Here is a 20,665-nt window from a genome sequence, read left to right as displayed (position 1 = left end):
TAGAATGTGAATTTCAGCTTCCCTTTGGTTTCACCCGCCGTGTGGCTTCAGCTGAAGTTGGATCATCTGGCCACGGGTGTTTGGGATACCGACCTTTCATGTCGGCTTTAACGTCGGACCAGGAACCCGCCCAAAAGCCTGGCAGATCCTTGGTGATCTGAATTGGGCGCTGCGCTGGAGAAAGTAGCTCTAGAAGCAGCGGCAAACGCCCGTTGCAGACAGCCGGGTGTTCACTGAGGCCGAACAGCTCCTGCACACGGATCGACATAGTCGGCCCTGCGGCCGCGCCATAATCGATCGGTACCCGGCTTCCAGTCGGGGCCGTAAAATGGGACGGTGCGATCGCTTCAAGTTTCTCTGTCGCATCGTAAGGGAGTTTGGCGGCGAGCGCGGTCCCGAGCACGGCAGCATCGATTGCTGCCAAGCTGGTCAGGCCAGCGAGAAACGGCGCAAGCCAGTCCTCGAGGCTTTCACTAAGCGCAGGGTTTGAGAGGTCCGGGAGATCGTTCGCACCATTGTCCCGCGCATAGGCGAGACGCTTGCGCAGACGGTCCTGATCCTTGCTCCAGGGGAGGCGGGAAATCCCGCGCCGCCGGACCTCTGACACAAGGGCCTTCTCGATAGCTGCTGGATCGGGTGAGGTTATGTTTCTCGATTGCAACTCCACGGCCTTGTACCGCAAGACGCGCCGTGCCTTCAGGGCACCATCTTTGGTCAGTTGCACCTCATCGTCTTCAATGACGTCGTTGTAAAACAAATCCTCGATCTCATCGCGGCTGATGGGCGCGCAAAGCTGGATCCTGCCACTGGCCGCTTTGCCTTGAATATCCGCCACAGTCAGGAATGGTTCTGATGCCAAGCCATGCTCTGCGGGCAATTCGGCACCGCGGCCATTGGCGAGACGAAAACGCCCCGTTGCGCCCCGTGCCTGGGCGACGCGATCTGGATAGGCGAGGGCGAGCAGCATGCCGCCGCTTTCGATATCGATCTCCGAGCCATTGCCGCCGGCAAGTTTCAGCCACCGTACTGCAAGGGCTTTACCGTCCTTCGCGCGCTGGCTTTTGTCGTACTTAAAAGTTCGCAAGCGCGCGCGCAGATCGGGATCGCGTCCTCCGAGCCCTGGTTCTGAAAGCAACAGGGCGATGAGCGCGGCCGTGTAGCCCAGGTTCCTGGCCACACCCGCCATCACCATGTGGGCGAGCCTTGGATGCAAGGGAAGCCTTGCGAGGCACTTTCCCTCTGCAGTCAGTCGACCGGAATTGTCGAGCGCATCAAGGTCCGCTAATAGCGTGACCGCTTCGTTCCAGGCAGCTGTTGGTGGTGGATCTGGAAACGTCAGAGATGCCGGATCTGACGTGCCCCAGGCTGCAAGATCCAGCGCGAGGCCGGTGAGATCGGCTTCTAGAATTTCCGGTGTCTCAGCTGTGGGCAGCGAGACAGTCTGTGCTTCGTCCCAAAGCCGGTAACACACTCCTGGCTCTGTTCGCCCGGCACGCCCCCGTCTTTGGTCAGCAGAGGCTCTCGAAACCCGCACTGTCTCCAGACGTGTGAGGCCCGTTTGCGGCTCATATTTGGGAACGCGCGCGAGGCCGCTGTCGATGACGACACGGACCCCCTCAATTGTAAGGGAAGTCTGGGCAATGGCGCTGGCGAGCACGATCTTGCGATTTCCATCGGTGGCTGGCCGGATGGCCGCGTCCTGCGCCTTGCTGTCCAGGCCGCCATAAAGCGGGGCGATCTGGCAGTTTGGAGCAACCTTTCCGGCAAGCAGATCCGCCGTCCGTTTGATTTCTCCCTGACCGGGCAAGAAAACGAGAACAGAACCGCTTTCCTCGCGGATTGCCTGTTGAACAGCCCTTGCGATCTGTTGTTCGATCCGCTCGTTTTGGGCACGGCCAAGGTAACGCGTTTCAACTGGAAAACTGCGGCCTTTGCTTTCGATCACAGGAGCGTTGCCGAGTAACCGGGCGATGCAGGATGCATCAATCGTCGCAGACATCGGGACGAGCCGAAGATCATCCCTCAAGGCACCTTGCACGTCCAAGCATAAGGCGAGGCCCAAATCCCCATCGAGCGATCGCTCGTGGAATTCATCAAAGAGAATCGCGGCAACACCGCTTAATCCCGGATCATCGAGAACCATGCGGGTGAACACACCTTCGGTGACCACCTCGATCCGTGTTTGAGCACTCACCTTGGTTTCCATGCGCACGCGGTAACCGACGGTTTCGCCGGGACGTTCGCCAAGTTCACTTGCCATGCGCCGGGCGGCAGCACGAGCTGCAAGGCGTCGCGGTTCCAGGACCAGGATCTTGCCGTTTCCCCGCCAAGACGCATTCAGAAGCGCGAGCGGCACACGTGTCGTTTTGCCAGCACCAGGCTCTGCAACAAGAACGGCGTTGGTCTTTGTCTCAAGCGCTGAGAGCAGTTCCGGAAGAACCCCGTCAATAGGTAAGGACGTTTTGAATTCAGGTGTTTTCGCCACGGACAATCAGGGCCTCACGCCGGGATTGTTGCCGGATTGAGCATCCATTCGCGCCCGCGCCGATCGACCGCAAACTGTTCGGGTTGCCGGGCGTAGGCCGCCAAACCTTCCAGCGCAGGGTCCGAATGACGCACAATGAAGGTCGGGATCTTGTGCATCAGCTGCTCGTGTGGCGCTTTTGCTTCAAACGCTGCGCGGAAGTTTCCGTCCGTCAGGAACTGCGGGATGCGCGGCGTGATGCCGCCGGTTAGATACACACCGCCGCGGGCGAGGGTCGTCAGTGCAAAGTCCCCGGCAACACGGCCAAGAGCCCTTGCAAAAACCTGCAGCGTTTTCAGAGCGACGGGGTCATTCTCTTCTGCTGCCTTCGTTATCATTGCGGGCGTTGTAAAGTCCCGAGTCATATCCATCCAGGTGGAAACGGCTCTGGCGAGGCGCGGAAGCCCTGTGCCACTCAAAACCTCTTCTGCCCCGATTCGGCCATTGCGCTTGATTATGAAAGGCCAAATTTCAAAGTCTTCGGGAGTTACGGGACCCAGTTCCACATGCCCGCCTTCTCCGGGAACCGGTACCCAGGTGTCGGCCGCATAGATCATCGATGCCGCGCCAAGGCCAGTGCCGGGCCCAAGGACAAATTTTGTCGCGTTTGGCCGGGCCTCACCCTTACCAACCTGTTCAATATCCGCACCTTGATATCCTGGTAAGGCAAGGGCTTGCGCTTCGAAGTCGTTGAGGACAATGACCCGGTCAACGCCGAGGTCCGAGATCATCCTGAGCGGTTCGATCACCCAAGCTGCATTTGTCAGAGGTATCGTGTCGCCGGTCACCGGGCCGGCCACTGCAATGATGGCAGTCCGCGGATTTTCCGAAGTGCTTGGCAGCACGGTTTGCCGAATGGCTGAGGAAATGTCCGCATGATCTGCGGTTGCCGTCTTGCCGCACATCCGGGTAGGTGCCGTTTCATTCTCGACCATTGCGAAACGCGCATTCGTGCCGCCGATGTCGGCAACAAGGACCGGATAGGAAAAGGGGTCTTGGGATTGGAACGTCATTGGGCAGCCGCGCCCACTTCCGGTGTGTTGGACGTTGTCGTCAATCCTGTCAGGCGGGAAGAACGAAGTAGAATTCCGGCCGTTGAAGGGTTCAACGCCATTGGCATGTCATACGCAACAGCAAGCCGCATCAAAGCTTTTACATCGACATCGTGGGGCATCGGGGACAGTGGATCGACAAAGAAAATCAAGCCATGGAGGCGGCCCTCGGCAATCATCGCGCCAATTTGCTGATCGCCGCCCAACGGGCCGCTTTTAAATCGATTGATATTCAGGCTGGGGCAAGCCTCTTGTATGCGGCCGCCTGTCGTGCCAGTCGCGACAAGATCGAATGATGTCAGTTTCTCTTCATGCCGCTCGGCAAACTCGACCATGGCGTCTTTTTTGGCATCGTGGGCCACCAGGGCAAGGGTTGGTTTGGCGGGCATGAGAAGCGTCCTTTGAGAACGGATTGGAAGTTGTTTTTGTGTTTAGCGCCAAAGGCAGCCATGCGCAAAGAAAGATCGGATCTTGCTGAGACAGTTTCGCACAACCAGACCGGAAAGCTGCTGAAACCGGAACACAAAAAAACGCACCTGCCGGAGCCGGTGCGCCAAAAACACTCGATGGAGACGTGGCTTGATCAGTCGAACAAATTACAACGCACCGGTTCACGTGCGGAGACTGTGTGGAAGTAGTTGTCCGGTTCTGGCATCGAAATGCCGGCAATCTCCATGACGAGTTTCATGCGGATTGCATCCGCAAAGCCTTCTTTCGATCGTACAGGGATTGCAAACGAACCCGGGCCACCGATCACGCAGTCTTCGTAATAATGGTCGAGGTTCAGCATCGCCTGCCAGGTGTTTTTGTTTGATTTCATCATCAGTGGAAGGCCGTTGATGGTCACACCGGAGTTCACCATGCGGTCACGCATGGCTGTAACCGAGCCGCCCTGGTTGTTTGGACCATCGCCCGAAATGTCGATGACCTGCCGCAAGCCCGTGTACTTGTTGCTCTGAACCATCCAGACCGATTTCTCCAGCGCGGAGGAAATCGATGTTCGTTGCACCTGCCGCAACGGGGCTTCAGAAACCTTGGAAGCGAAATGCGCCGCTGAAGCCGCATCTTGGACAACTGTCCAGTCGGCGACGACGAAGTGTTCGTCAACACCACCCCATTCCATGTACGTGATTGCGATCTTGCCAATCGGACCGACTTGGATCGCATCCAGAAACTCTTGAGATGTCAGAGCGGAAATATATCCAGCGCGCTGGATCTCCTGCTCCTCAGTGTCCATGGATTGGGAAATGTCGACAGCGAGCACCAGTTCAACGTCTACTTCGTTGGCGGGATCATAGCTGTATTGCGCTGATACAAGTGGCGACCTCAAAAAGTCGCGTGCTTGAGTTTGCGTGGAAAATACGGTTGCCACGCAGAGGAAGAGAAGTAACTTAAACGCTTTCAGTGCACAGTTCTGTGTTGAGTCGAGACGCATTGGTTTCTCCATCTTTCGGTCGTCTGACCAGGTCGCCACGTCTCCCCTTTTTGTTATTTTGTTGTGTAAATTCTTATCTTTTCGTTTCTCGCGAATCCTACTTAGGTTCTTTGACTCATTTGTTCGCTGCTCGTGAATTACTGAGCAAACCGTGTGCCAACTGTACTAGATTTATGATTAACCGGCAAAATCAAATGCGCACAGAGTGCATTTATTCCACAGATGGGAAATAAGTGCCGGTTTGCCCGGCAAAAATTGCCACTTGCTCTGAAGATGCGAAAATGATGCGGCATTATTTGCCGGTCGCGTCACCGCTGGAAAAACGTCACTTTGATCAAAAATGCGGCAGTTTGCTGCATTTTTGTGACGCTTTTTTATTGACGCAAAGCTTATGAGGCGACATGATCTGCAGAAATTCTCACTATGTGAAGAATTTTTCAAATGCCTGTCACGGAGACCAAAAAGGGTCGCTGCAGTGGCGGGTGTGGCTGGTTCGAGAGAGCCTTAGGTCAAACGTGTTTGAGATATAACTCTTGGGAGCGGGTTTCTCGATGGTGGTACGCGGCGACGATTTGACATCTCACATGGCCATCCGGGCTGCGTGGCTGTCGTTTGTCGGCGGCCGGACGCAAGGCGAGATCGCGGCTCAGCTTGGTGTCTCACCCGCTAAAGTCCATCGCCTGATCGCTCACGCGCAAAAGGCCGGGCATGTAAAGTTCCAGATCGACGGCAGGCCAATGGAATGCCTGCAGCTGGAGCGGGAGCTGACTTCTCATTTCGGCCTGTCCAATTGCATCATTGCCCCGGATGTCGGCAGCGGCGATGAAGATGCAGCCTTGCGGGCGGTGGCTGTTTCCGCCGCGCAGTTTTTATCGGGTCTTCTTGGTGGTGCTGGTGTGAAGCGGTTGGGCGTTGGCATGGGACGCACATTGACGGCATCAGTCGAGGCCTTGCCGAAGATCCAGCGCAGCGATCTTGAGATCATGTCGATCTGCGGATCCTTGACGCGCACATTGGCTGCCAACCCTTACGACATCGTCCAGAAGATGCAGGAGCGCACTGGTGGCGTCGGATACTATCTGCCGGTGCCGTACTTTGCCGAAAATCAGGACGAAAAGTCCATGTTTTTAACCCAGCGCAGCGTTCAGGATCTGATGAGCCGCGCGCGCCAGTCTGATGCCTTCCTGATTGGATTGGGTTCGGTTGAAAATGAAGGGCACCTCGTGCAGCGCGGAATGATCTCCAAGCAGGAACAGGAAAATCTGATGTCCGGCGGCGCCGTTTGTGATTTGATGGGGCGCTTCTTGACGATTGACGGAGAACTGGCTCCCGACCCACTCGGAGATTGTGCGGTCGGTCTTCATTTTGATGAAGTGCGCGGGAGCCGTGTGATTGCGCTGGTAGGCGGTGAAAGCAAGGTGGATGCAACACTTGCTGCATTGCGTACCGGTGTCATTACCGATCTGGTTGCGGATGAGAGCCTTGCAAAAGCTCTCAGCGCCCGGGTCGGGTTACAGTTGGCACAGTCTGCATAAAGCGGCTGGGTCTCTCGAGGGGAAATGGGCCGGCCTAAGGCAGGCCCCCGCATGTCGGAGGACATATACGTGAAGAAAATTCTGACCATCAGCACCGCTTTGGCGGGTCTGGCGTTTTCGGTGGCCGGTGCAATGGCCGCCGACATCAAACCGGCTGTGCTATACGATCTGGGCGGCCGTTTTGACAAGTCTTTCAACGAGGCAGCTTACACCGGGGCTGAGCAGTTCAAAGCCGATTACGGCACCGAGTACCGCGACTTCGAAATCCAGAACGACAGTCAGCGTGAGCAGGCTCTGCGGAACTTCGCGAAACGCGGCATGAACCCCATCGTTGCAATCGGTTTCTCTCAGGCCAACGCGGTTGAGAAAGTTGCACAGGAATTCCCGGACACCCAGTTTGCGATCGTCGACATGGTCGTTGATCTTCCGAACGTTCGTTCCATCCTGTTCAAGGAACACGAAGGTTCCTACATCGTCGGCATGCTCGCAGCGATGGCGTCTGAAACCGACAAGGTCGGCTTCGTTGGCGGCATGGACATTCCGCTGATCCGCAAATTCGCTTGCGGCTACAAGCAGGGCGTCATGGCGACAGCACCTGACGCTGAAGTCTTTGAAAACATGACCGGCACGACAGGTGCCGCGTGGAACGACCCGGTCAAGGGCGGTGAACTGGCGAAGTCTCAATTCGACAGCGGTGCTGACGTTGTCTACCACGCAGCAGGCGCCACCGGTATTGGTGTTCTTCAAGCTGCTGCAGATGCTGGTAAGCTCGGTATTGGTGTGGACAGCAACCAGAACGGTCTGCACCCGGGTTCTGTTTTGACCTCCATGCTGAAGCGCGTTGACATCGCCGTTTACCAGGCATTTGAAGACGCTGCCAACGATTCATGGTCCTCCGGCTTTGAGGTTCTTGGCCTCAAAGAAGGTGGCGTTGACTGGTCGCTGGACGACAATAACGCCGAGCTCGTCAACGATGAGATGAAGGCTGCCGTCGAAGAGGCATCCAACAAAATCATCTCCGGTGAAATTGTTGTTCACGACTATATGTCTGATCAGAACTGCCCGGTCTGATCTGATGTGTCTTTGCATCCCGCGCGGTTCTGCGTGCGGGATGCGTTTCTTTTGGGGTTTCCCGGTTCGCGGTCTAGCGGGGATCTGATGGTCCGTTTTCGTACAGGAATAATGTCTGTCGTTTTAGGCAGCTTGGCAGCCTTTGCTGTGCAAGCAGAACCGGCGATTGTTTATTCGGTCGGCGGCAAATTTGATGGCTCGTTCAACGAGAGCGCTTTTGACGGCGTGAAACGGTTCACGGATGAAACCGGTCAGGCCGTGCGGGAATTTGAACTGGAACGAGATGCGCAGAGCCTTCAAGCGCTGCGGAACTTTGCCAGCCGTGGCAGTGAGCCGATTGTTGCAATCGGGTTTAACCAGGCAAATGCGCTGGGCCAGGTGGCTTCTGAGTTTCCGGAAGAAGATTTTGCCATCGTTGATATGGTGGTCGAGCAGCCGAATGTCCGATCCTACGTCTTCAAGGAACATGAAGGCGCCTACATCGGTGGCTTGCTGGCCGCCATGGCCTCAAAAACCGGGACGATCGGATTTGTCGGCGGCATGGACATTCCGATCATTCAGCGTTTCCTGTGCGGCTATAAGCAAGGTGCACTGTCGGCAAACCAGCAAACCAAGGTACTGTCGAATATGACCGGTGACACTCCGGCTGCGTTTGCCGATCCGGTGCGCGGTGCAGAACTGGCGCGCGGCCAGATCAATCGCGGCGCGGATGTGGTTATCCAGGCAGCTGGAGGGACCGGGATTGGGGTCCTGCAGGCTGCAGCAGATGCAGGAGTCCTCGGTCTTGGAACGGACAGCAATCAGAATGGCCTGCATCCGGGCAAGGTTCTAACTTCCATTCGCAAGCGCGTGGACAATGCGGTTTACGACAGTTTTACATCCGCAGTGAGTGGATCCTTCGCGCCAGGCGTCCAGGTTTTGGGCCTGAAGGAAGGCGGAATGGACTGGGTGTTGGATGAAAACAATCACGCCCTGATTTCAGAAGACATGAAAGCTGCTGCAGATGCAGCGGTCGACGCAATCTCGAAAGGTGAGATTGTGGTCCATGATGTGGTGGCGGATGGGCCGTGCCCTTTTTGAAGGCCTGCCTGAACGCTGAACAGGACACAGCAAGAATGACAAAAAGCAATCGTCACGCCTGGGGGATGGCATGAGCGACACACCTGCAATTGAGCTGCGCAAAATCAACAAAAGCTTTGGGGCGGTCCATGCCAACAAGGACATTGACCTTGTTGTAAAGAAGGGGTCAATCCACGGCATTATCGGTGAGAATGGCGCGGGCAAATCGACCTTGATGTCGATCCTTTACGGCTTTTATCAAGCCGACACCGGGGACATCCTGGTCAACGGTAACAAGGTCACGATCACGGATTCAAAGGCTGCGATCGGGATGGGAATCGGGATGGTTCACCAGCACTTCATGTTGGTCGACAATTTCACCGTTCTGGAAAATGTCGTTCTTGGCGCCGAAGACAGTGCGCTTCTGGCCGGCGGCCTTAACCGTGCCCGATCCGAACTGCATCGCCTGGAAACTGAATATGAGCTCCGGGTTGATCCGGAAGCAATCACCGGTGAGCTGCCGGTCGGACTTCAGCAGCGTGTCGAAATTCTGAAAGCTCTCTATCGCAGCGCCGAAGTCCTGATCCTGGATGAACCGACCGGCGTTTTGACACCTGCCGAGGCGGATCACCTTTTCAAAATCCTTGAAGTTCTTAAGAACGAAGGCAAAACCATCCTGCTGATCACGCACAAACTGCGTGAGATCATGGCCGCGACCGACATGGTGTCGGTTATGCGCCGCGGAGAGATGGTGGCAACCCGCGAAACCAAGAACACCTCAATGGAGGAACTGGCCGAGCTGATGGTTGGGCGCAGCGTGTTGTTGCGGGTCGACAAGAAACCAGCCGAGCCCAAAGCGCCCGTTCTCGAGGTGGAAAACCTCACGGTTACAGACAGCCGCGGCGTCGAAGTAGTGAAGGATGTTTCTTTCAAGGTTCATGAAGGCGAAATCGTCGGCATCGCGGGCGTGTCCGGCAATGGCCAGTCGGAACTTCTCGAAACTCTTTCCGGCATCCGCCGGGCCACCCGGGGCACCTTGAAAATCAACGGAGAGACGATTGATCTGGCCACCCGGGCACCGGACGCCGCCGATATGCGCGCAAAGAGCATGGGGCATGTTCCGGAAGACCGGCACCGTATGGGGCTGATCAACAGTTTCGCCGAGTATGAGAATTCCATTCTCGGCTATCACCGTGACCCAGCTTATTCAAAAGGTCTTTTGCTGAACTTGCCGGCGATCAAGAAAAACGCGGTCGATGAAATCGAGAAATACGATATCCGGCCGCCCAATCCGATGCTCAAGACCGCGAACTTCTCAGGTGGCAACCAGCAGAAGGTTGTGCTGGCTCGGGAAATCGAACGAGACCCGAACATCCTGTTGGTTGGTCAGCCGACCCGCGGTGTGGATATCGGCGCAATCGAATTCATTCACAAGCGACTCATTGAACTGCGTGATGCGGGAAAAGGCATCCTTTTGGTTTCCGTGGAACTCGATGAAATCCGCGGCCTTTCCGACAGGGTGCTTGTGATGTTCGACGGCAAGGTCGTGGGCGAACGTGGCGCGGATGCCGAGGAAAGTGATCTTGGCTTGCTGATGGCCGGGATTGAGGACAATAAGATCGCCGTTGAAGGAGACGTCCAATGAGTGGCGGCCAGCTACCCCGGTGGGTCGATTACGGCCTGATCCCGTTTCTGAATCTCGCAGCCGCGTTTCTGGTATCCGGACTTGTGGTGATCCTGATCGGTGAAAACCCGATCGATGCCGTAAAAGTGCTGCTCTGGGGCTCTCTCGGTTACACGGAAGGCTTCGGATACACACTCTTTTATGCGACAAACTTTATCTTCACCGGGCTCGCGGTGGCGGTCGCGTTTCACGCAGGCCTCTTCAACATTGGCGGTGAAGGGCAGGCGTACCTGGGCGGTCTTGGAGTTGCCATCGCGTGTCTGGCTCTGGACCACTATGTGCCATGGTATGTGACATTGCCGTTCGCCATCATCGGATCCGCGTTGATGGGCGCGGCATGGGCCTTCATCCCGGCTTGGCTTCAAGCAACGCGTGGCAGCCACGTGGTTATCACCACCATCATGTTCAACTTCATTGCTGCGTCCCTGATGGTCTATCTGCTCAACGGCTTTCTGAAAAAGCCGGGCTCCATGCAGAACGAAACCCGGACCTTTGAAGATGGCGGCCGCCTGCCGTTCCTGAACGATATATTCCCGTCTTTCGGGTTCGGTTTTGCGCCGGTAAATTTGGCGCTGTTTGTTGCTTTGGCAGCCTGTGTGCTGGTCTGGCTGTTAATTTGGCGGACCAAGCTCGGGTTTGAAATCCGATCCTTCGGCGCCAACGCCTCAGCTGCAGTCTATGCGGGTATTTCACCGGTCCGTATTACAGTGGTGACCATGCTGATCTCTGGCGGCCTTGCTGGCATGATGGCGATCAACGAGATCATGGGCTCACAGCATCGCCTGTTGATCGATTTCGTGACCGGTTACGGCTTTGTTGGGATCGCGGTTGCGCTTATGGGCCGGGCTCATCCGGTCGGGATTCTGCTGGCGTCAATCCTGTTCGGGATGCTGTACCAGGGTGGTGCGGAGCTCTCTTTTGAGATGCCCAACATTACCCGAGACATGATCATTGTCATTCAAGGTCTGGTGATCCTGTTTGCCGGCGCGCTGGAGCACATGTTCCGTCCAGCAATTACCCGGATCTTTATGCCCTCCCGGGCCCAAACGGCGCAGGAGGCTTGATCATGTTTGAAACGTTGATCCTGACACTTGATTCCACGGTCCGCCTGTCAACGCCGCTGCTGCTTGCCTGCCTGGCAGGGCTTTATTCCGAACGTTCGGGGATCGTCGACATTGGCCTCGAAGGCAAGATGCTTGGCGCTGCCTTTGGAGCTGGTGCGGTCGCCTATATTACTGGCAACGCCTGGATTGGGCTCATGGCGGGCATCGCCGTATCGATTGGCCTGGCGCTCATCCACGGATTTGCTTCCATCACCAACCGCGGCAACCAGATTGTCTCCGGCGTAGCCATCAACTTCCTGGCGGCCGGTTTGACGGCCCTGCTCGGACAAACCTGGTTCAGTCAGGGGGGACGGACCCCGTCGCTTCAAGGGGATGGCCGATTCCGCAACATCGTCTTGCCGGGCGCTGAACAGGTTCGTGATGTGCCGATCATTGGTCCAATTTATGCGGAGCTTTTGTCCGGCCATAACATTCTGGTCTATGCCGCCTTTGTTGCCGTGCCGATCACCTGGTGGGTGCTGTTCCGCACGCGCTTTGGCTTGCGTTTGCGCGCGGTGGGTGAAAACCCGGCCGCCGTGGACACGGCTGGTATTTCGGTAACCTGGCTTCGCTACCGGGCCGTGATTGCATGCGGTATTCTCTGCGGGCTCGCGGGCAGCTATCTGTCGATCGCTCAGTCTGCCGGTTTCATCAAGGACATGACCGCCGGTAAGGGCTTTATTGCACTTGCAGCGCTGATCTTCGCCAAGTGGCGGCCTGCGAGCGCAATGTTTGCTTGCCTGCTCTTTGGGTTCCTCGATGCAACGGCGATCCGCATGCAAGGACAGGAGGTCCCGGGCATTGGCGAGATCCCGGTCCAGTTCTTCCAGGCGCTTCCATACATCCTGACGGTCATCCTGCTTGCTGGCTTCATCGGGAAAGCGATCCCGCCGAAAGCTGCTGGTATTCCGTATCTGAAGGAGCGGTCATGAGCGATCTGGACAAGCTGTTCGAGGCAGCCAAAGCTGTGCGCGAAAAGGCGTACGCCCCTTACTCCAACTTCTTGGTTGGGGCAGCATTCCGCACTCCGGATGGGGCGATTTTCACCGGCTGCAATGTAGAGAATGCATCCTATCCTGTTAGCGTTTGCGCAGAAGGCGGAGCAGCCAGTGCTATGATTGCAGCTGGTTACCGGGAAATCGAAGAAGCGGTCGTGATTGGCGATGCGGCCCTGTGCACGCCGTGCGGCATGTGCCGTCAGCGGTTTGCGGAGTTCGGAACTGAAAATCTTGTGGTCCATGTTGCGGACCTCGACGGCATCCGCCGCAGCTTCACACTTGATGAATTGCTGCCGGCAGCATTTGAACTAGAAGACAAGAAGGACTGATCCACCATGAGTGGTTATGGCCGTGAGTGCGCGGATATTGTGCGCGCCGCCCGCGAGGGCTCCTATAAAATTGGCATGATCCTGGGGTCTGGGCTCGGAACCCTGGCGGAAGAGGTCGAGGATGCGGTCCGCATTCCTTATGCTCATCTGACCGAGTTTCCGGTGTCCACAGTAACATCGCATTCCAGCGAGCTGGTTGCCGGCACACTTGCCGGTGTTCCTGTAGTCATCCTGTCTGGCCGCGCGCACTATTATGAAGGCGGCGATCCGACGGTCATGCGGACGCCGGTTGAAACCTTGAAGGAGCTCGGCTGCGAAATCCTTCTTGCGACCAATGCGGCCGGGTCCTTGCGCGAAGAAGTCGCTCCCGGAAGTCCGATGGTCATTTCGGATCATATCAATTGGTCTGGCAAAAACCCGCTGATCGGCGAAGAGGATGAGAAGCGATTCCTCGACATGAGCGCGGCCTATGATCAGGACCTTCGTGAGGCAATGAAGAAAGTTGCCGAGGAAACCGGCGACCCTGTCGCGGAAGGCGTCTACATGTGGTTCTCCGGCCCGTCATTTGAGACACCTGCCGAAATCCGCATGGCTAAAATGCTGGGCGGAGATGCGGTCGGCATGTCGACCGTCCCGGAAGTTATTATGGCCCGGTTCCTAGGCATGCGCGTCGCAGCGATGTCCATCATCACCAACTATGGTGCTGGCATGCAAACCCATGCCTTGTCGCACGACGAAACCAAGTCCGTCGCGCTTACAGGCATGGAACGGATGAAGCAGCTCGTCCGTGCATTTGTAAAAGAGGTCGGCCAATGACCGATATGATTGAAACCGCCAAACGGGCCCTTGGCCTTGTGGATTTGACCAACCTGAATGACGATTGCACGGCTGAAGATATTACGGCTTTGACAAATCGCACGGTAACCCCGTATGGCGCCGTTGCTGCCGTATGCGTGTGGCCCCGTTTCGTAGCGCAGGCTGTCAAGGAACTCGCCGGAACTGGGGTCAAGGTTGCGACAGTCGTTAACTTCCCGGCTGGCGGTGAAGACACGCAAGCTGTGGTAGCTGAAACTCGCCAGGCGATTGCCGATGGTGCGGATGAGATTGATCTTGTCATGCCTTACCGGACGTTTGTCGAGGGCCGTAAAGGGTTCGCCGAAGAGCAGATCATTCAGGTCAAGGCCGCGATCCCAGAACCTGCCATCTTGAAGGTGATTCTCGAGACAGGCGAGATCAAGGATCCGCTCCTGATCCATGCCGCGTCCAATGTTGCGATCGCAGCTGGCGCGGACTTCATCAAGACCTCCACGGGCAAGGTTGCGGTCAACGCAACACTGGAAGCAGCTGAGATCATGCTGACGGCCATCGAGGAAGCGCGGCGGGACAACGCTGAGCGTGTCATCGGCTTTAAACCCGCCGGCGGGATCAAAACCGCATCGGATGCGGCTGCCTACCTCGCGCTTGCAGACAAGATCATGGGACACAACTGGGTGTCCGCCTCAACCTTCCGTTTTGGCGCGAGCGGGTTGCTCGACGCTCTTACGGCAACGATAGAAGGCCAAGAAGCCGCAGTAGGTGAAGGATACTAAGATGCTGCCACAAGAGCTCATCCGGAAAAAACGGGACGGCGGTTCGCTGTCCTCTGAAGAGATAGCGTTCTTCGTAAAGGGCCTGGCCGACGGTTCTGTCACCGAAGGTCAAGTTTCCGCCCTTGCCATGGCGGTCTTTTTCAAGGGACTCACCATTGATGAGCGTGTCGCTCTGACGCTCGCCATGCGTGACAGCGGCGATGTTCTGGACTGGTCCGACATTGAAGCTCCGGTTCTTGATAAACACTCCACCGGCGGTGTGGGGGACAACGTTTCGCTGATGCTGGCTCCGGCACTTGCGGCTTGCGGTGCAGCTGTCCCTATGATCTCCGGCCGTGGTCTTGGACATACCGGCGGCACACTCGACAAGTTCGACAGCATTCCGGGTTACAAGACACAGCCGGACAATCCACTTTTCAAGAAGGTCGTGAAGGAAGTCGGCTGTGCCGTGATCGGTCAGACTGGCAATCTTGCTCCGGCCGACAAGCGCTTTTATGGCATCCGGGATGTGACCGCGACGGTTGAGAGCATTGACCTGATCACCGCGTCCATTTTGTCCAAGAAACTGGCAGCGGGTCTTCAAGGGCTTGTGCTCGATGTGAAGTGGGGCAGCGGCGCGTTCATGGCAACGCTTGAAGAAGCGCGCGCACTTGCCGAGAGCCTTGTCTTGGTCGCCAACGGCGCAGGCCTCAAAACAACCGCTCTGCTCACCGACATGAATGAGCCCTTGGCGTCTGCCGCGGGCAATGCGATCGAGATGCAGAACGCTGTCGATTTCCTGAAAGGGACGGCCATCGACAACCGGCTTTGGGACGTCACTGTTGCGCAAGGCGGTGAACTGCTTGCAAGCGGTGGCCTCGCGCCTGATGCCGAGGCTGGATGTGATATGATGCGGACAGCTTTTGAGAGTGGCAAGGCCGCAGAAAAGTTCGCCGAAATGGTGAGCGCGCTTGGTGGGCCTGCCGACTTCATGGAGAAGCCGGAACTCTATCTTGCAAAAGCCAATTTCGAGGCACCGGTCTACCCGTTTGAGGACGGCGTCGTTACGGAAATCGACGCGCGCGGTGTCGGGGTTGCCGTTGTCGCACTTGGTGGCGGACGTAAAGCTGCTGCTGACGTGATCGACCCATCTGTCGGTTTCACAAGCCTTGCAGGTGTGGGCAATTCGGTTGACGCGGACAGCCCGCTTGCAATCGTGCATGCCCGCAATGAAGAAGAAGCAGAAGCAGCTGCGATCGCATTGCGCGCAGCCTACACCGTCGGTTCAGCAAAGGACGTCATGGATCGTCCGAGTGTTGTAGAGCGCATCGCGCCGTAACCGCGGCCGGGCCGGGAGCAAAACCCGGCTCGTTCCGGCAGAACCTGCCGGCAACAATAATGAGGAGATACTCATGCCCCGTGCGATCTTGTGCGTACTGGACAGTTTCGGGATTGGCGGCGCGGCGGACGCGGACGCCTTTGGCGATGTGGGGTCGGATACCCTTGGCCACATTGCGCAGCATTGCGCGGCGGGAAAGGGCGACAAGGACGGCCTTCGCTCTGGTCCGTTGTCGGTCCCGAATATGGACCGCCTCGGGCTTGGTGCGGCCGGCCGTCTGTCCACCGGTGAAGACGTCCCCGGTTTGACCTATTCTGGTGAGCCGGAAGGACTTTGGGGTTATGCGGCCGAAGTCTCGAACGGCAAGGATACCCCGTCCGGGCACTGGGAAATCGCGGGCGTACCAGTCCGGTTCGACTGGGGCTATTTCCCGGAAACGATCCCGACATTTCCGAAGGAGCTGATTTCCAAGATCAGCGAAAAAGCCGGATTGAATGGCATCCTGGGCGACAAACATGCGTCCGGGACCGAGATCATCGCAGAACTCGGGGAGGAGCATGTCAAGACCGGGAAGCCGATCTTCTACACTTCCGCTGACTCGGTCATTCAGATCGCCACTCACGAAGAGCATTTCGGCCTGGAGAAACTCTATGACCTTTGCAAAATCACGCGCGAATTTGCGGATCCGTATAACATCGGCCGCGTGATTGCGCGTCCTTTTCTCGGCGACAGCGCTGATACGTTTGAGCGCACGGCCAACCGCCGCGATTATTCCGTTTTGCCACCTGAGCCAACATTGCTTGATCGGCTGACTGTTGACGGCCGGACTGTTTATGGCATTGGAAAAATCTCCGACATCTTTGCGCATCAGGGAGTCGCTAAGGTCCTGAAGGGCGCTGGCAATGATCAGCTTTTTGACAAGACCCTTGAAGCCATGGATCTGGCGCAAGATGGCGACATGATCTTCGCCAACTTCATCGACTTCGATTCCCTTTATGGGCATCGCCGCGATGTTCCGGGGTATGCAGCGGCATTGGAGCACTTTGACGGACGTCTTCCGGACATGATTGCCAAAATGCGGGAGGGTGACCTCCTAATCCTGACGGCTGATCACGGATGCGACCCGACCTGGCGCGGGACGGATCATACCCGTGAACATGTTCCTGTGATCGCCACGGGACCGGGCATTGCGGGCAAGGGTATTGGCAGGCGCAAGACCTACGCCGATATTGGGGAGAGCGTTGCGGATCATCTTGGGATCGACCAAGGCCCGCATGGAACCAGTTTCCTGTAAAAGAAGGACAGCGGACGAAAGTGGCTCCAAAAGGTAAGGACGAGACCCTCGCGGTCCCAAAGGTCGAACTTCACTGCCACATTGAAGGGGCCGCTCCTCCACGTCTCGTCCGTCAGCTCGCTGATCAGCATGGCGTCGATGTCTCAGAGGTGATTGACGGCAAGGGACAGTATGTCTGGTGCGATTTCACCTCGTTCCTAAAAGCCTATGATACCGCCAGTTCCGTCTTCAAGACACCGGCTGACTACGCGCTTCTTGCCGAGACATATTTCCGGATGCTTGCAGCGGAAGGTGCGATTTACGGCGAGATTTTCATTTCGCCCGACCACGCACAGGCCGCCGGTCTTTCCTACCGGTCCTATGTGGAGGGCCTTGCGGCCGGGATCGAACGGGCAAAAATCGATACGGCCATAGACGGCCGGATGATTGCAATCGGTGTACGGCATTTCGGCACAGCCTCCGTCGAACGCGTCGTCAAGGAAGTGATTGGCAATCCGCATCCCCTGGTCACCGGATTTGGCTTGGCAGGGGATGAACGCTCTGGACATCCGGCAAACTTTGCCAAGGCGTTCCGCATGGCAGCCGATGCCGGGTTGGGTACAACAGCCCATGCCGGGGAATTTGGCGGGCCGGAAAGCATCACCGCAGCCCTGGAGTTCTTGCGGGTCAAGCGTCTTGGGCATGGCGTGCGGGCCATTGAAGATCGGGATCTTGTGAAACGGCTTGCCGATGAAGACATTGTCTTGGAAGTGTGTCCGGGGTCGAACATCGCGCTCGGCGTTTATTCCGTCTTACGCTTCCACCCGGTGAACATGCTTCGGAAAGAAGGCGTCAAGGTCACTCTGAATTCGGATGACCCGCCCTTTTTTGGCACAACACTCGGCAAAGAGTATGCGTCTGTCACGGAGACATTCGGCTGGACAAGAGACGATCAAATGGAGATCAGCCGGACGGCCATCATGGCCGCGTTTTGTGACGACAGTACCCGCAACCGGTTGCTGACCCGTCTCGACAGCGCAAAGATTGGCAGTTAGCGACCATGACCACCAAAGCCCAAAACGACAGCGGCCTGTTGGAAACCTTCAAGGCCGAACGCGTTCGCTCAGTCGCGAACACCCTTCTGGATCGTGCACTTGCTGATCATCTGGACCATGTGACCGTTGACATCAGCAAACTGGATCAGGCCTTGATTGAGGTTCTTGAAACTGCCAAGCAGGCCTATCCTGATTTCCAGATCCCGCCCTACGGAGTCTGGCGGTTGTTTGAAGCAGGGGGCGTTGATCGGTGGAGCGCGCTTGCGTCGGCGCGAAATTTTCAGTCGGCGGATGAGCTTCTTGCAGCGGCATCGGACCTGGCAATTCTCGCGGCTTATATGGATGTGAAAACACCTCAGGGCTGGTCATACGAAGACACGATGGCCGGAACTGTTGCAACCGGTCGGGAAGCCACGGCTTTGGCGGTCATCAACATGTTCGCCGCAGGCTCGTTTTCCTCCGATCCTGTCGATCCGTTCCGGGTTGATGCAGACGCGATGATCCGTCTTGAAATCGAAGAACTGGCCACCGGACTTCAGATCAGTGCCGAGCAGGAGGAAGAGTTTTTAAAACACCTGCAGCGCCAACTAAAGCGGTTTGGCGAAGCCCTTGCCTTGCGGCCCGATCTTTTCGGCGAAGGTCAATCCACGCGTCCTGGAAATCTCGTTGTAAAGGTTGGCAGCGAAGGATGGGGTTCGGTCGATGCCACGGTTCTGCTCGACCGTTTGCTCCAAAGCCTTGCGCCGCTTTGGGAGGGTGGTGCCGCCGAGCGGGACGTGGCGTTTGGAGACAGTTTTGCCCATTCTGTGAAGGCTAATTCCGCAAATCAGGAGATTGTGCCCTTTCATCTAATTGCCCAGAGAATGGTCTATTCCCTTGTTGAGCCGCTGGCCTGGGCCGGATACGAGGTGGATGAGCTTGATACGCTGACAGGACCCAGCGATGCAGAGCACGCCGGTTTGTTCGTGAACACCGGTGTGCTCGGTTTTAAATCCGAAACTGGCGACTTGTCTGATGATCAGGCCTTGGACCGCCACACGGAAGTGCGCGCTGTCACGATTGCATTGACGGATAGACTTGCGGCCATGCTGCGAAAGGAACTGGATGTTGAGCAAGAGCAATTGCCGTTGTCCTGCATCCTGGAAGGGGGAACCAGCCGGGCTGGAGCCGCGATAGTCTCCGAAAACCAGGACTTGCGGGAAAAACTGGAAAAAATCATGAACCCGGGCTCTATTTTTTGGTTGCCGTTCGGGGCATAGGTCCACAACATCAAACAAACGGAAGACCGCCCGCTATCGGATGCGGCCCACACAAAGAGAGGCAGATATGTCCGGAGCAAATGTCATCAGCCATCCGCTGGTCCAGCACAAACTCACCATCATGCGTGACAAGGGAACGTCAACTCAGGGGTTCCGGCGTCTCCTGCGCGAGATTTCGACGCTGCTGTGTTACGAAGTGACCCGCGATTTGCCGCTTGTTCGCCAGACCATCGAAACGCCGCTTGCCGAGATGCAGGCACCGTCACTGGCGGGCAAGAAGCTTGTATTTGCATCCGTCCTGCGCGCCGGTAATGGTCTATTGGAAGGAATGCTTGATCTCGTGCCGTCTGCACGCGTCGCCCACGTGGGCCTGTACCGTGATCCGGAAACCCTTGAGCCGGTTGAATACTATTTCAAGGCTCCGGAAGATCTGAACGAACGTCTCGTGATTGTTGTCGACCCAATGCTGGCGACCGGTAACTCGGCCATTGCAGCAGTTGATAAACTGAAAGAACGCGGCGCAAACAATATCCGGTTCCTGTGCCTGCTGGCATCTCCTGAAGGTGTGGCGAAATTTAACGAGAAACAGCCGGACGTTCCAATCTACACGGCTTCCATTGATGAGAAGCTCAACGAAAAGGGCTACATCGTGCCAGGTCTTGGAGACGCTGGTGACCGGATGTACGGCACCAAATAACTCCCAAGATCTTTTGCCTTTTAACGCGGTGCTAAGGGCGCCGCGTTTTTCTTTTGCGTCAGCCGAATTGGACGGATGTTCGGTTGTCTAAACTGAACCTAGAACGCTTTACGGTGCGATAAGGTTGTTGTGATAGCGCTAGGCCTCCGGCAAACGAGGCGGCCCATGTATCGTTTTCTCATCGTCCTGGTTTTGTGCGCAGCACTTGCACCTATCGTCCCCTTATGGGTTGAACATCAAAACAACCAGACAAGTGAGACTGCAGCTGCAACTTCTAATGCCTCGTCAGAGACCGGTGAACGCCGGCATCGGATATCGGCAAACCGAAGCGGGCAGTTTGTAGCCGACGTTCATCTGAACGGTCACATGCACGAAATGCTGGTTGATACGGGCGCATCCGCGACGGTTCTGCCGGTTTCAGTCGCGCGGATTGTCGGTATTTTCCCGGCAAACGACGATTTCAAACTTCGGGTCAGTACCGCCAACGGAACCACTTATGGCGCTCGCGCTGTGATAGACCGGCTGCAGATCGGCCGGATCAACCTGAGAAACATTGAGGCATTGGTGTTGCAAGACAGCAGTCTGTCGATCCCGTTGCTAGGTATGACGGCCCTCAACAAGCTGGACCGGTTTGACATTTCGAACGGCACCCTAGTACTGATCCAGTAGATTTGTCTTTGCTGT

General features: G+C 56.7%; 19 protein-coding genes. 15 read left to right on the top strand and 4 right to left on the bottom strand.

The window, feature by feature from the left end; translation table 11 throughout:
- Positions 1-13: 13 nt before the first annotated feature.
- The 4 genes from hrpB to SADFL11_RS14680 all read right to left on the bottom strand — a co-directional run bounded on the left by hrpB (position 14) and on the right by SADFL11_RS14680 (position 5,011).
- A complete protein-coding gene (hrpB, locus tag SADFL11_RS14695; RefSeq protein ID WP_008196569.1) occupies positions 14-2,485 on the bottom strand; it encodes an ATP-dependent helicase HrpB in 2,472 nt (823 codons plus the stop codon).
- 14 nt (positions 2,486-2,499) lie between these two features.
- Positions 2,500-3,537: a glucokinase gene (glk, locus tag SADFL11_RS14690; RefSeq protein WP_008194458.1), complete on the bottom strand. Its 1,038-nt coding sequence runs from the start codon at positions 3,535-3,537 to the stop codon at positions 2,500-2,502.
- Positions 3,534-3,965: a methylglyoxal synthase gene (locus SADFL11_RS14685; RefSeq protein WP_008190709.1), complete on the bottom strand. Its 432-nt coding sequence runs from the start codon at positions 3,963-3,965 to the stop codon at positions 3,534-3,536. Before SADFL11_RS14685 ends, glk begins: the two co-directional genes overlap by 4 nt.
- 194 nt (positions 3,966-4,159) lie before the next feature.
- Positions 4,160-5,011 (bottom strand): DUF1194 domain-containing protein, encoded by an 852-nt coding sequence (locus tag SADFL11_RS14680; RefSeq protein WP_081450636.1) that lies wholly within the window; start codon positions 5,009-5,011, stop codon positions 4,160-4,162.
- A gap of 551 nt (positions 5,012-5,562) precedes the next feature.
- On the opposite strand from SADFL11_RS14680, the gene SADFL11_RS14675 reads away from it, so the two are divergent.
- The 15 genes from SADFL11_RS14675 to SADFL11_RS14605 all read left to right on the top strand — a co-directional run bounded on the left by SADFL11_RS14675 (position 5,563) and on the right by SADFL11_RS14605 (position 20,650).
- Entirely contained in the window at positions 5,563-6,546 is a 984-nt protein-coding gene (locus SADFL11_RS14675; RefSeq protein ID WP_209002610.1) for a sugar-binding transcriptional regulator, read from the top strand.
- A 69-nt stretch (positions 6,547-6,615) separates the two neighbouring features.
- Positions 6,616-7,617 carry a BMP family lipoprotein gene (locus tag SADFL11_RS14670; protein WP_008191881.1) on the top strand — a complete coding sequence of 334 codons (1,002 nt, stop codon included), beginning with the start codon at positions 6,616-6,618 and terminating at the stop codon, positions 7,615-7,617.
- A 111-nt stretch (positions 7,618-7,728) separates the two neighbouring features.
- The gene (locus SADFL11_RS14665) at positions 7,729-8,697 is read left to right on the top strand and encodes a BMP family lipoprotein (protein ID WP_008196650.1); all 969 of its coding nucleotides are present in this window, start codon (positions 7,729-7,731) and stop codon (positions 8,695-8,697) included.
- Between the two features lie 70 nt (positions 8,698-8,767).
- Positions 8,768-10,321, top strand: coding sequence for an ABC transporter ATP-binding protein (locus SADFL11_RS14660; RefSeq protein ID WP_008196249.1), 1,554 nt, complete (start codon positions 8,768-8,770; stop codon positions 10,319-10,321).
- Complete coding sequence (locus SADFL11_RS14655) at positions 10,318-11,424, top strand: ABC transporter permease (protein WP_008194548.1); 1,107 nt, start codon at positions 10,318-10,320, stop codon at positions 11,422-11,424. Before SADFL11_RS14660 ends, SADFL11_RS14655 begins: the two co-directional genes overlap by 4 nt.
- Before the next feature lie 2 nt (positions 11,425-11,426).
- Complete coding sequence (locus SADFL11_RS14650) at positions 11,427-12,395, top strand: ABC transporter permease (protein WP_008189758.1); 969 nt, start codon at positions 11,427-11,429, stop codon at positions 12,393-12,395.
- The gene (locus SADFL11_RS14645; protein WP_008188579.1) at positions 12,392-12,790 is read left to right on the top strand and encodes a cytidine deaminase; all 399 of its coding nucleotides are present in this window, start codon (positions 12,392-12,394) and stop codon (positions 12,788-12,790) included. The genes SADFL11_RS14650 and SADFL11_RS14645 overlap by 4 nt, the downstream gene beginning before the upstream one ends.
- A gap of 6 nt (positions 12,791-12,796) precedes the next feature.
- Positions 12,797-13,606 carry a purine-nucleoside phosphorylase gene (locus SADFL11_RS14640; protein WP_008194546.1) on the top strand — a complete coding sequence of 270 codons (810 nt, stop codon included), beginning with the start codon at positions 12,797-12,799 and terminating at the stop codon, positions 13,604-13,606.
- Positions 13,603-14,379 (top strand): deoxyribose-phosphate aldolase, encoded by a 777-nt coding sequence (deoC, locus tag SADFL11_RS14635; RefSeq protein ID WP_040451415.1) that lies wholly within the window; start codon positions 13,603-13,605, stop codon positions 14,377-14,379. The genes SADFL11_RS14640 and deoC overlap by 4 nt, the downstream gene beginning before the upstream one ends.
- A gap of 1 nt (position 14,380) precedes the next feature.
- Positions 14,381-15,697: a thymidine phosphorylase gene (gene deoA / locus SADFL11_RS14630; RefSeq protein WP_008197020.1), complete on the top strand. Its 1,317-nt coding sequence runs from the start codon at positions 14,381-14,383 to the stop codon at positions 15,695-15,697.
- A 73-nt stretch (positions 15,698-15,770) separates the two neighbouring features.
- The gene (locus SADFL11_RS14625) at positions 15,771-16,991 is read left to right on the top strand and encodes a phosphopentomutase (protein ID WP_040451418.1); all 1,221 of its coding nucleotides are present in this window, start codon (positions 15,771-15,773) and stop codon (positions 16,989-16,991) included.
- Between the two features lie 20 nt (positions 16,992-17,011).
- Positions 17,012-18,025, top strand: coding sequence for an adenosine deaminase (locus tag SADFL11_RS14620; RefSeq protein ID WP_008196666.1), 1,014 nt, complete (start codon positions 17,012-17,014; stop codon positions 18,023-18,025).
- A 5-nt stretch (positions 18,026-18,030) separates the two neighbouring features.
- Positions 18,031-19,284 (top strand): DUF1688 family protein, encoded by a 1,254-nt coding sequence (locus tag SADFL11_RS14615; RefSeq protein WP_008195535.1) that lies wholly within the window; start codon positions 18,031-18,033, stop codon positions 19,282-19,284.
- A 67-nt stretch (positions 19,285-19,351) separates the two neighbouring features.
- A complete protein-coding gene (gene upp / locus SADFL11_RS14610) occupies positions 19,352-19,981 on the top strand; it encodes a uracil phosphoribosyltransferase (RefSeq protein WP_040451420.1) in 630 nt (209 codons plus the stop codon).
- 165 nt (positions 19,982-20,146) lie between these two features.
- Complete coding sequence (locus SADFL11_RS14605) at positions 20,147-20,650, top strand: retropepsin-like aspartic protease family protein (protein ID WP_050776037.1); 504 nt, start codon at positions 20,147-20,149, stop codon at positions 20,648-20,650.
- Positions 20,651-20,665 lie beyond the last annotated feature (15 nt).

The organism is Roseibium alexandrii DFL-11 (genome assembly GCF_000158095.2).
GTDB lineage: Bacteria > Pseudomonadota > Alphaproteobacteria > Rhizobiales > Stappiaceae > Roseibium > Roseibium alexandrii.
This window is presented reverse-complemented; position numbering and strand designations above follow the sequence as displayed.

What these genes read in the sequence shown, in the direction of transcription:
- glk (WP_008194458.1), bottom strand. Translation starts at nt 3,537, where the DNA reads ATGACGTTCCAATCCCAAGACCCCTTTTCCTATCCGGTCCTTGTTGCC.
- SADFL11_RS14685 (WP_008190709.1), bottom strand. Translation starts at nt 3,965, where the DNA reads ATGCCCGCCAAACCAACCCTTGCCCTGGTGGCCCACGATGCCAAAAAA.
- SADFL11_RS14680 (WP_081450636.1), bottom strand. Translation starts at nt 5,011, where the DNA reads ATGCGTCTCGACTCAACACAGAACTGTGCACTGAAAGCGTTTAAGTTA.
- SADFL11_RS14675 (WP_209002610.1), top strand. Translation starts at nt 5,563, where the DNA reads ATGGTGGTACGCGGCGACGATTTGACATCTCACATGGCCATCCGGGCT.
- SADFL11_RS14665 (WP_008196650.1), top strand. Translation starts at nt 7,729, where the DNA reads ATGTCTGTCGTTTTAGGCAGCTTGGCAGCCTTTGCTGTGCAAGCAGAA.
- SADFL11_RS14660 (WP_008196249.1), top strand. Translation starts at nt 8,768, where the DNA reads ATGAGCGACACACCTGCAATTGAGCTGCGCAAAATCAACAAAAGCTTT.
- SADFL11_RS14655 (WP_008194548.1), top strand. Translation starts at nt 10,318, where the DNA reads ATGAGTGGCGGCCAGCTACCCCGGTGGGTCGATTACGGCCTGATCCCG.
- SADFL11_RS14650 (WP_008189758.1), top strand. Translation starts at nt 11,427, where the DNA reads ATGTTTGAAACGTTGATCCTGACACTTGATTCCACGGTCCGCCTGTCA.
- SADFL11_RS14645 (WP_008188579.1), top strand. Translation starts at nt 12,392, where the DNA reads ATGAGCGATCTGGACAAGCTGTTCGAGGCAGCCAAAGCTGTGCGCGAA.
- SADFL11_RS14640 (WP_008194546.1), top strand. Translation starts at nt 12,797, where the DNA reads ATGAGTGGTTATGGCCGTGAGTGCGCGGATATTGTGCGCGCCGCCCGC.
- deoC (WP_040451415.1), top strand. Translation starts at nt 13,603, where the DNA reads ATGACCGATATGATTGAAACCGCCAAACGGGCCCTTGGCCTTGTGGAT.
- deoA (WP_008197020.1), top strand. Translation starts at nt 14,381, where the DNA reads ATGCTGCCACAAGAGCTCATCCGGAAAAAACGGGACGGCGGTTCGCTG.
- SADFL11_RS14625 (WP_040451418.1), top strand. Translation starts at nt 15,771, where the DNA reads ATGCCCCGTGCGATCTTGTGCGTACTGGACAGTTTCGGGATTGGCGGC.
- SADFL11_RS14615 (WP_008195535.1), top strand. Translation starts at nt 18,031, where the DNA reads ATGACCACCAAAGCCCAAAACGACAGCGGCCTGTTGGAAACCTTCAAG.
- upp (WP_040451420.1), top strand. Translation starts at nt 19,352, where the DNA reads ATGTCCGGAGCAAATGTCATCAGCCATCCGCTGGTCCAGCACAAACTC.
- SADFL11_RS14605 (WP_050776037.1), top strand. Translation starts at nt 20,147, where the DNA reads ATGTATCGTTTTCTCATCGTCCTGGTTTTGTGCGCAGCACTTGCACCT.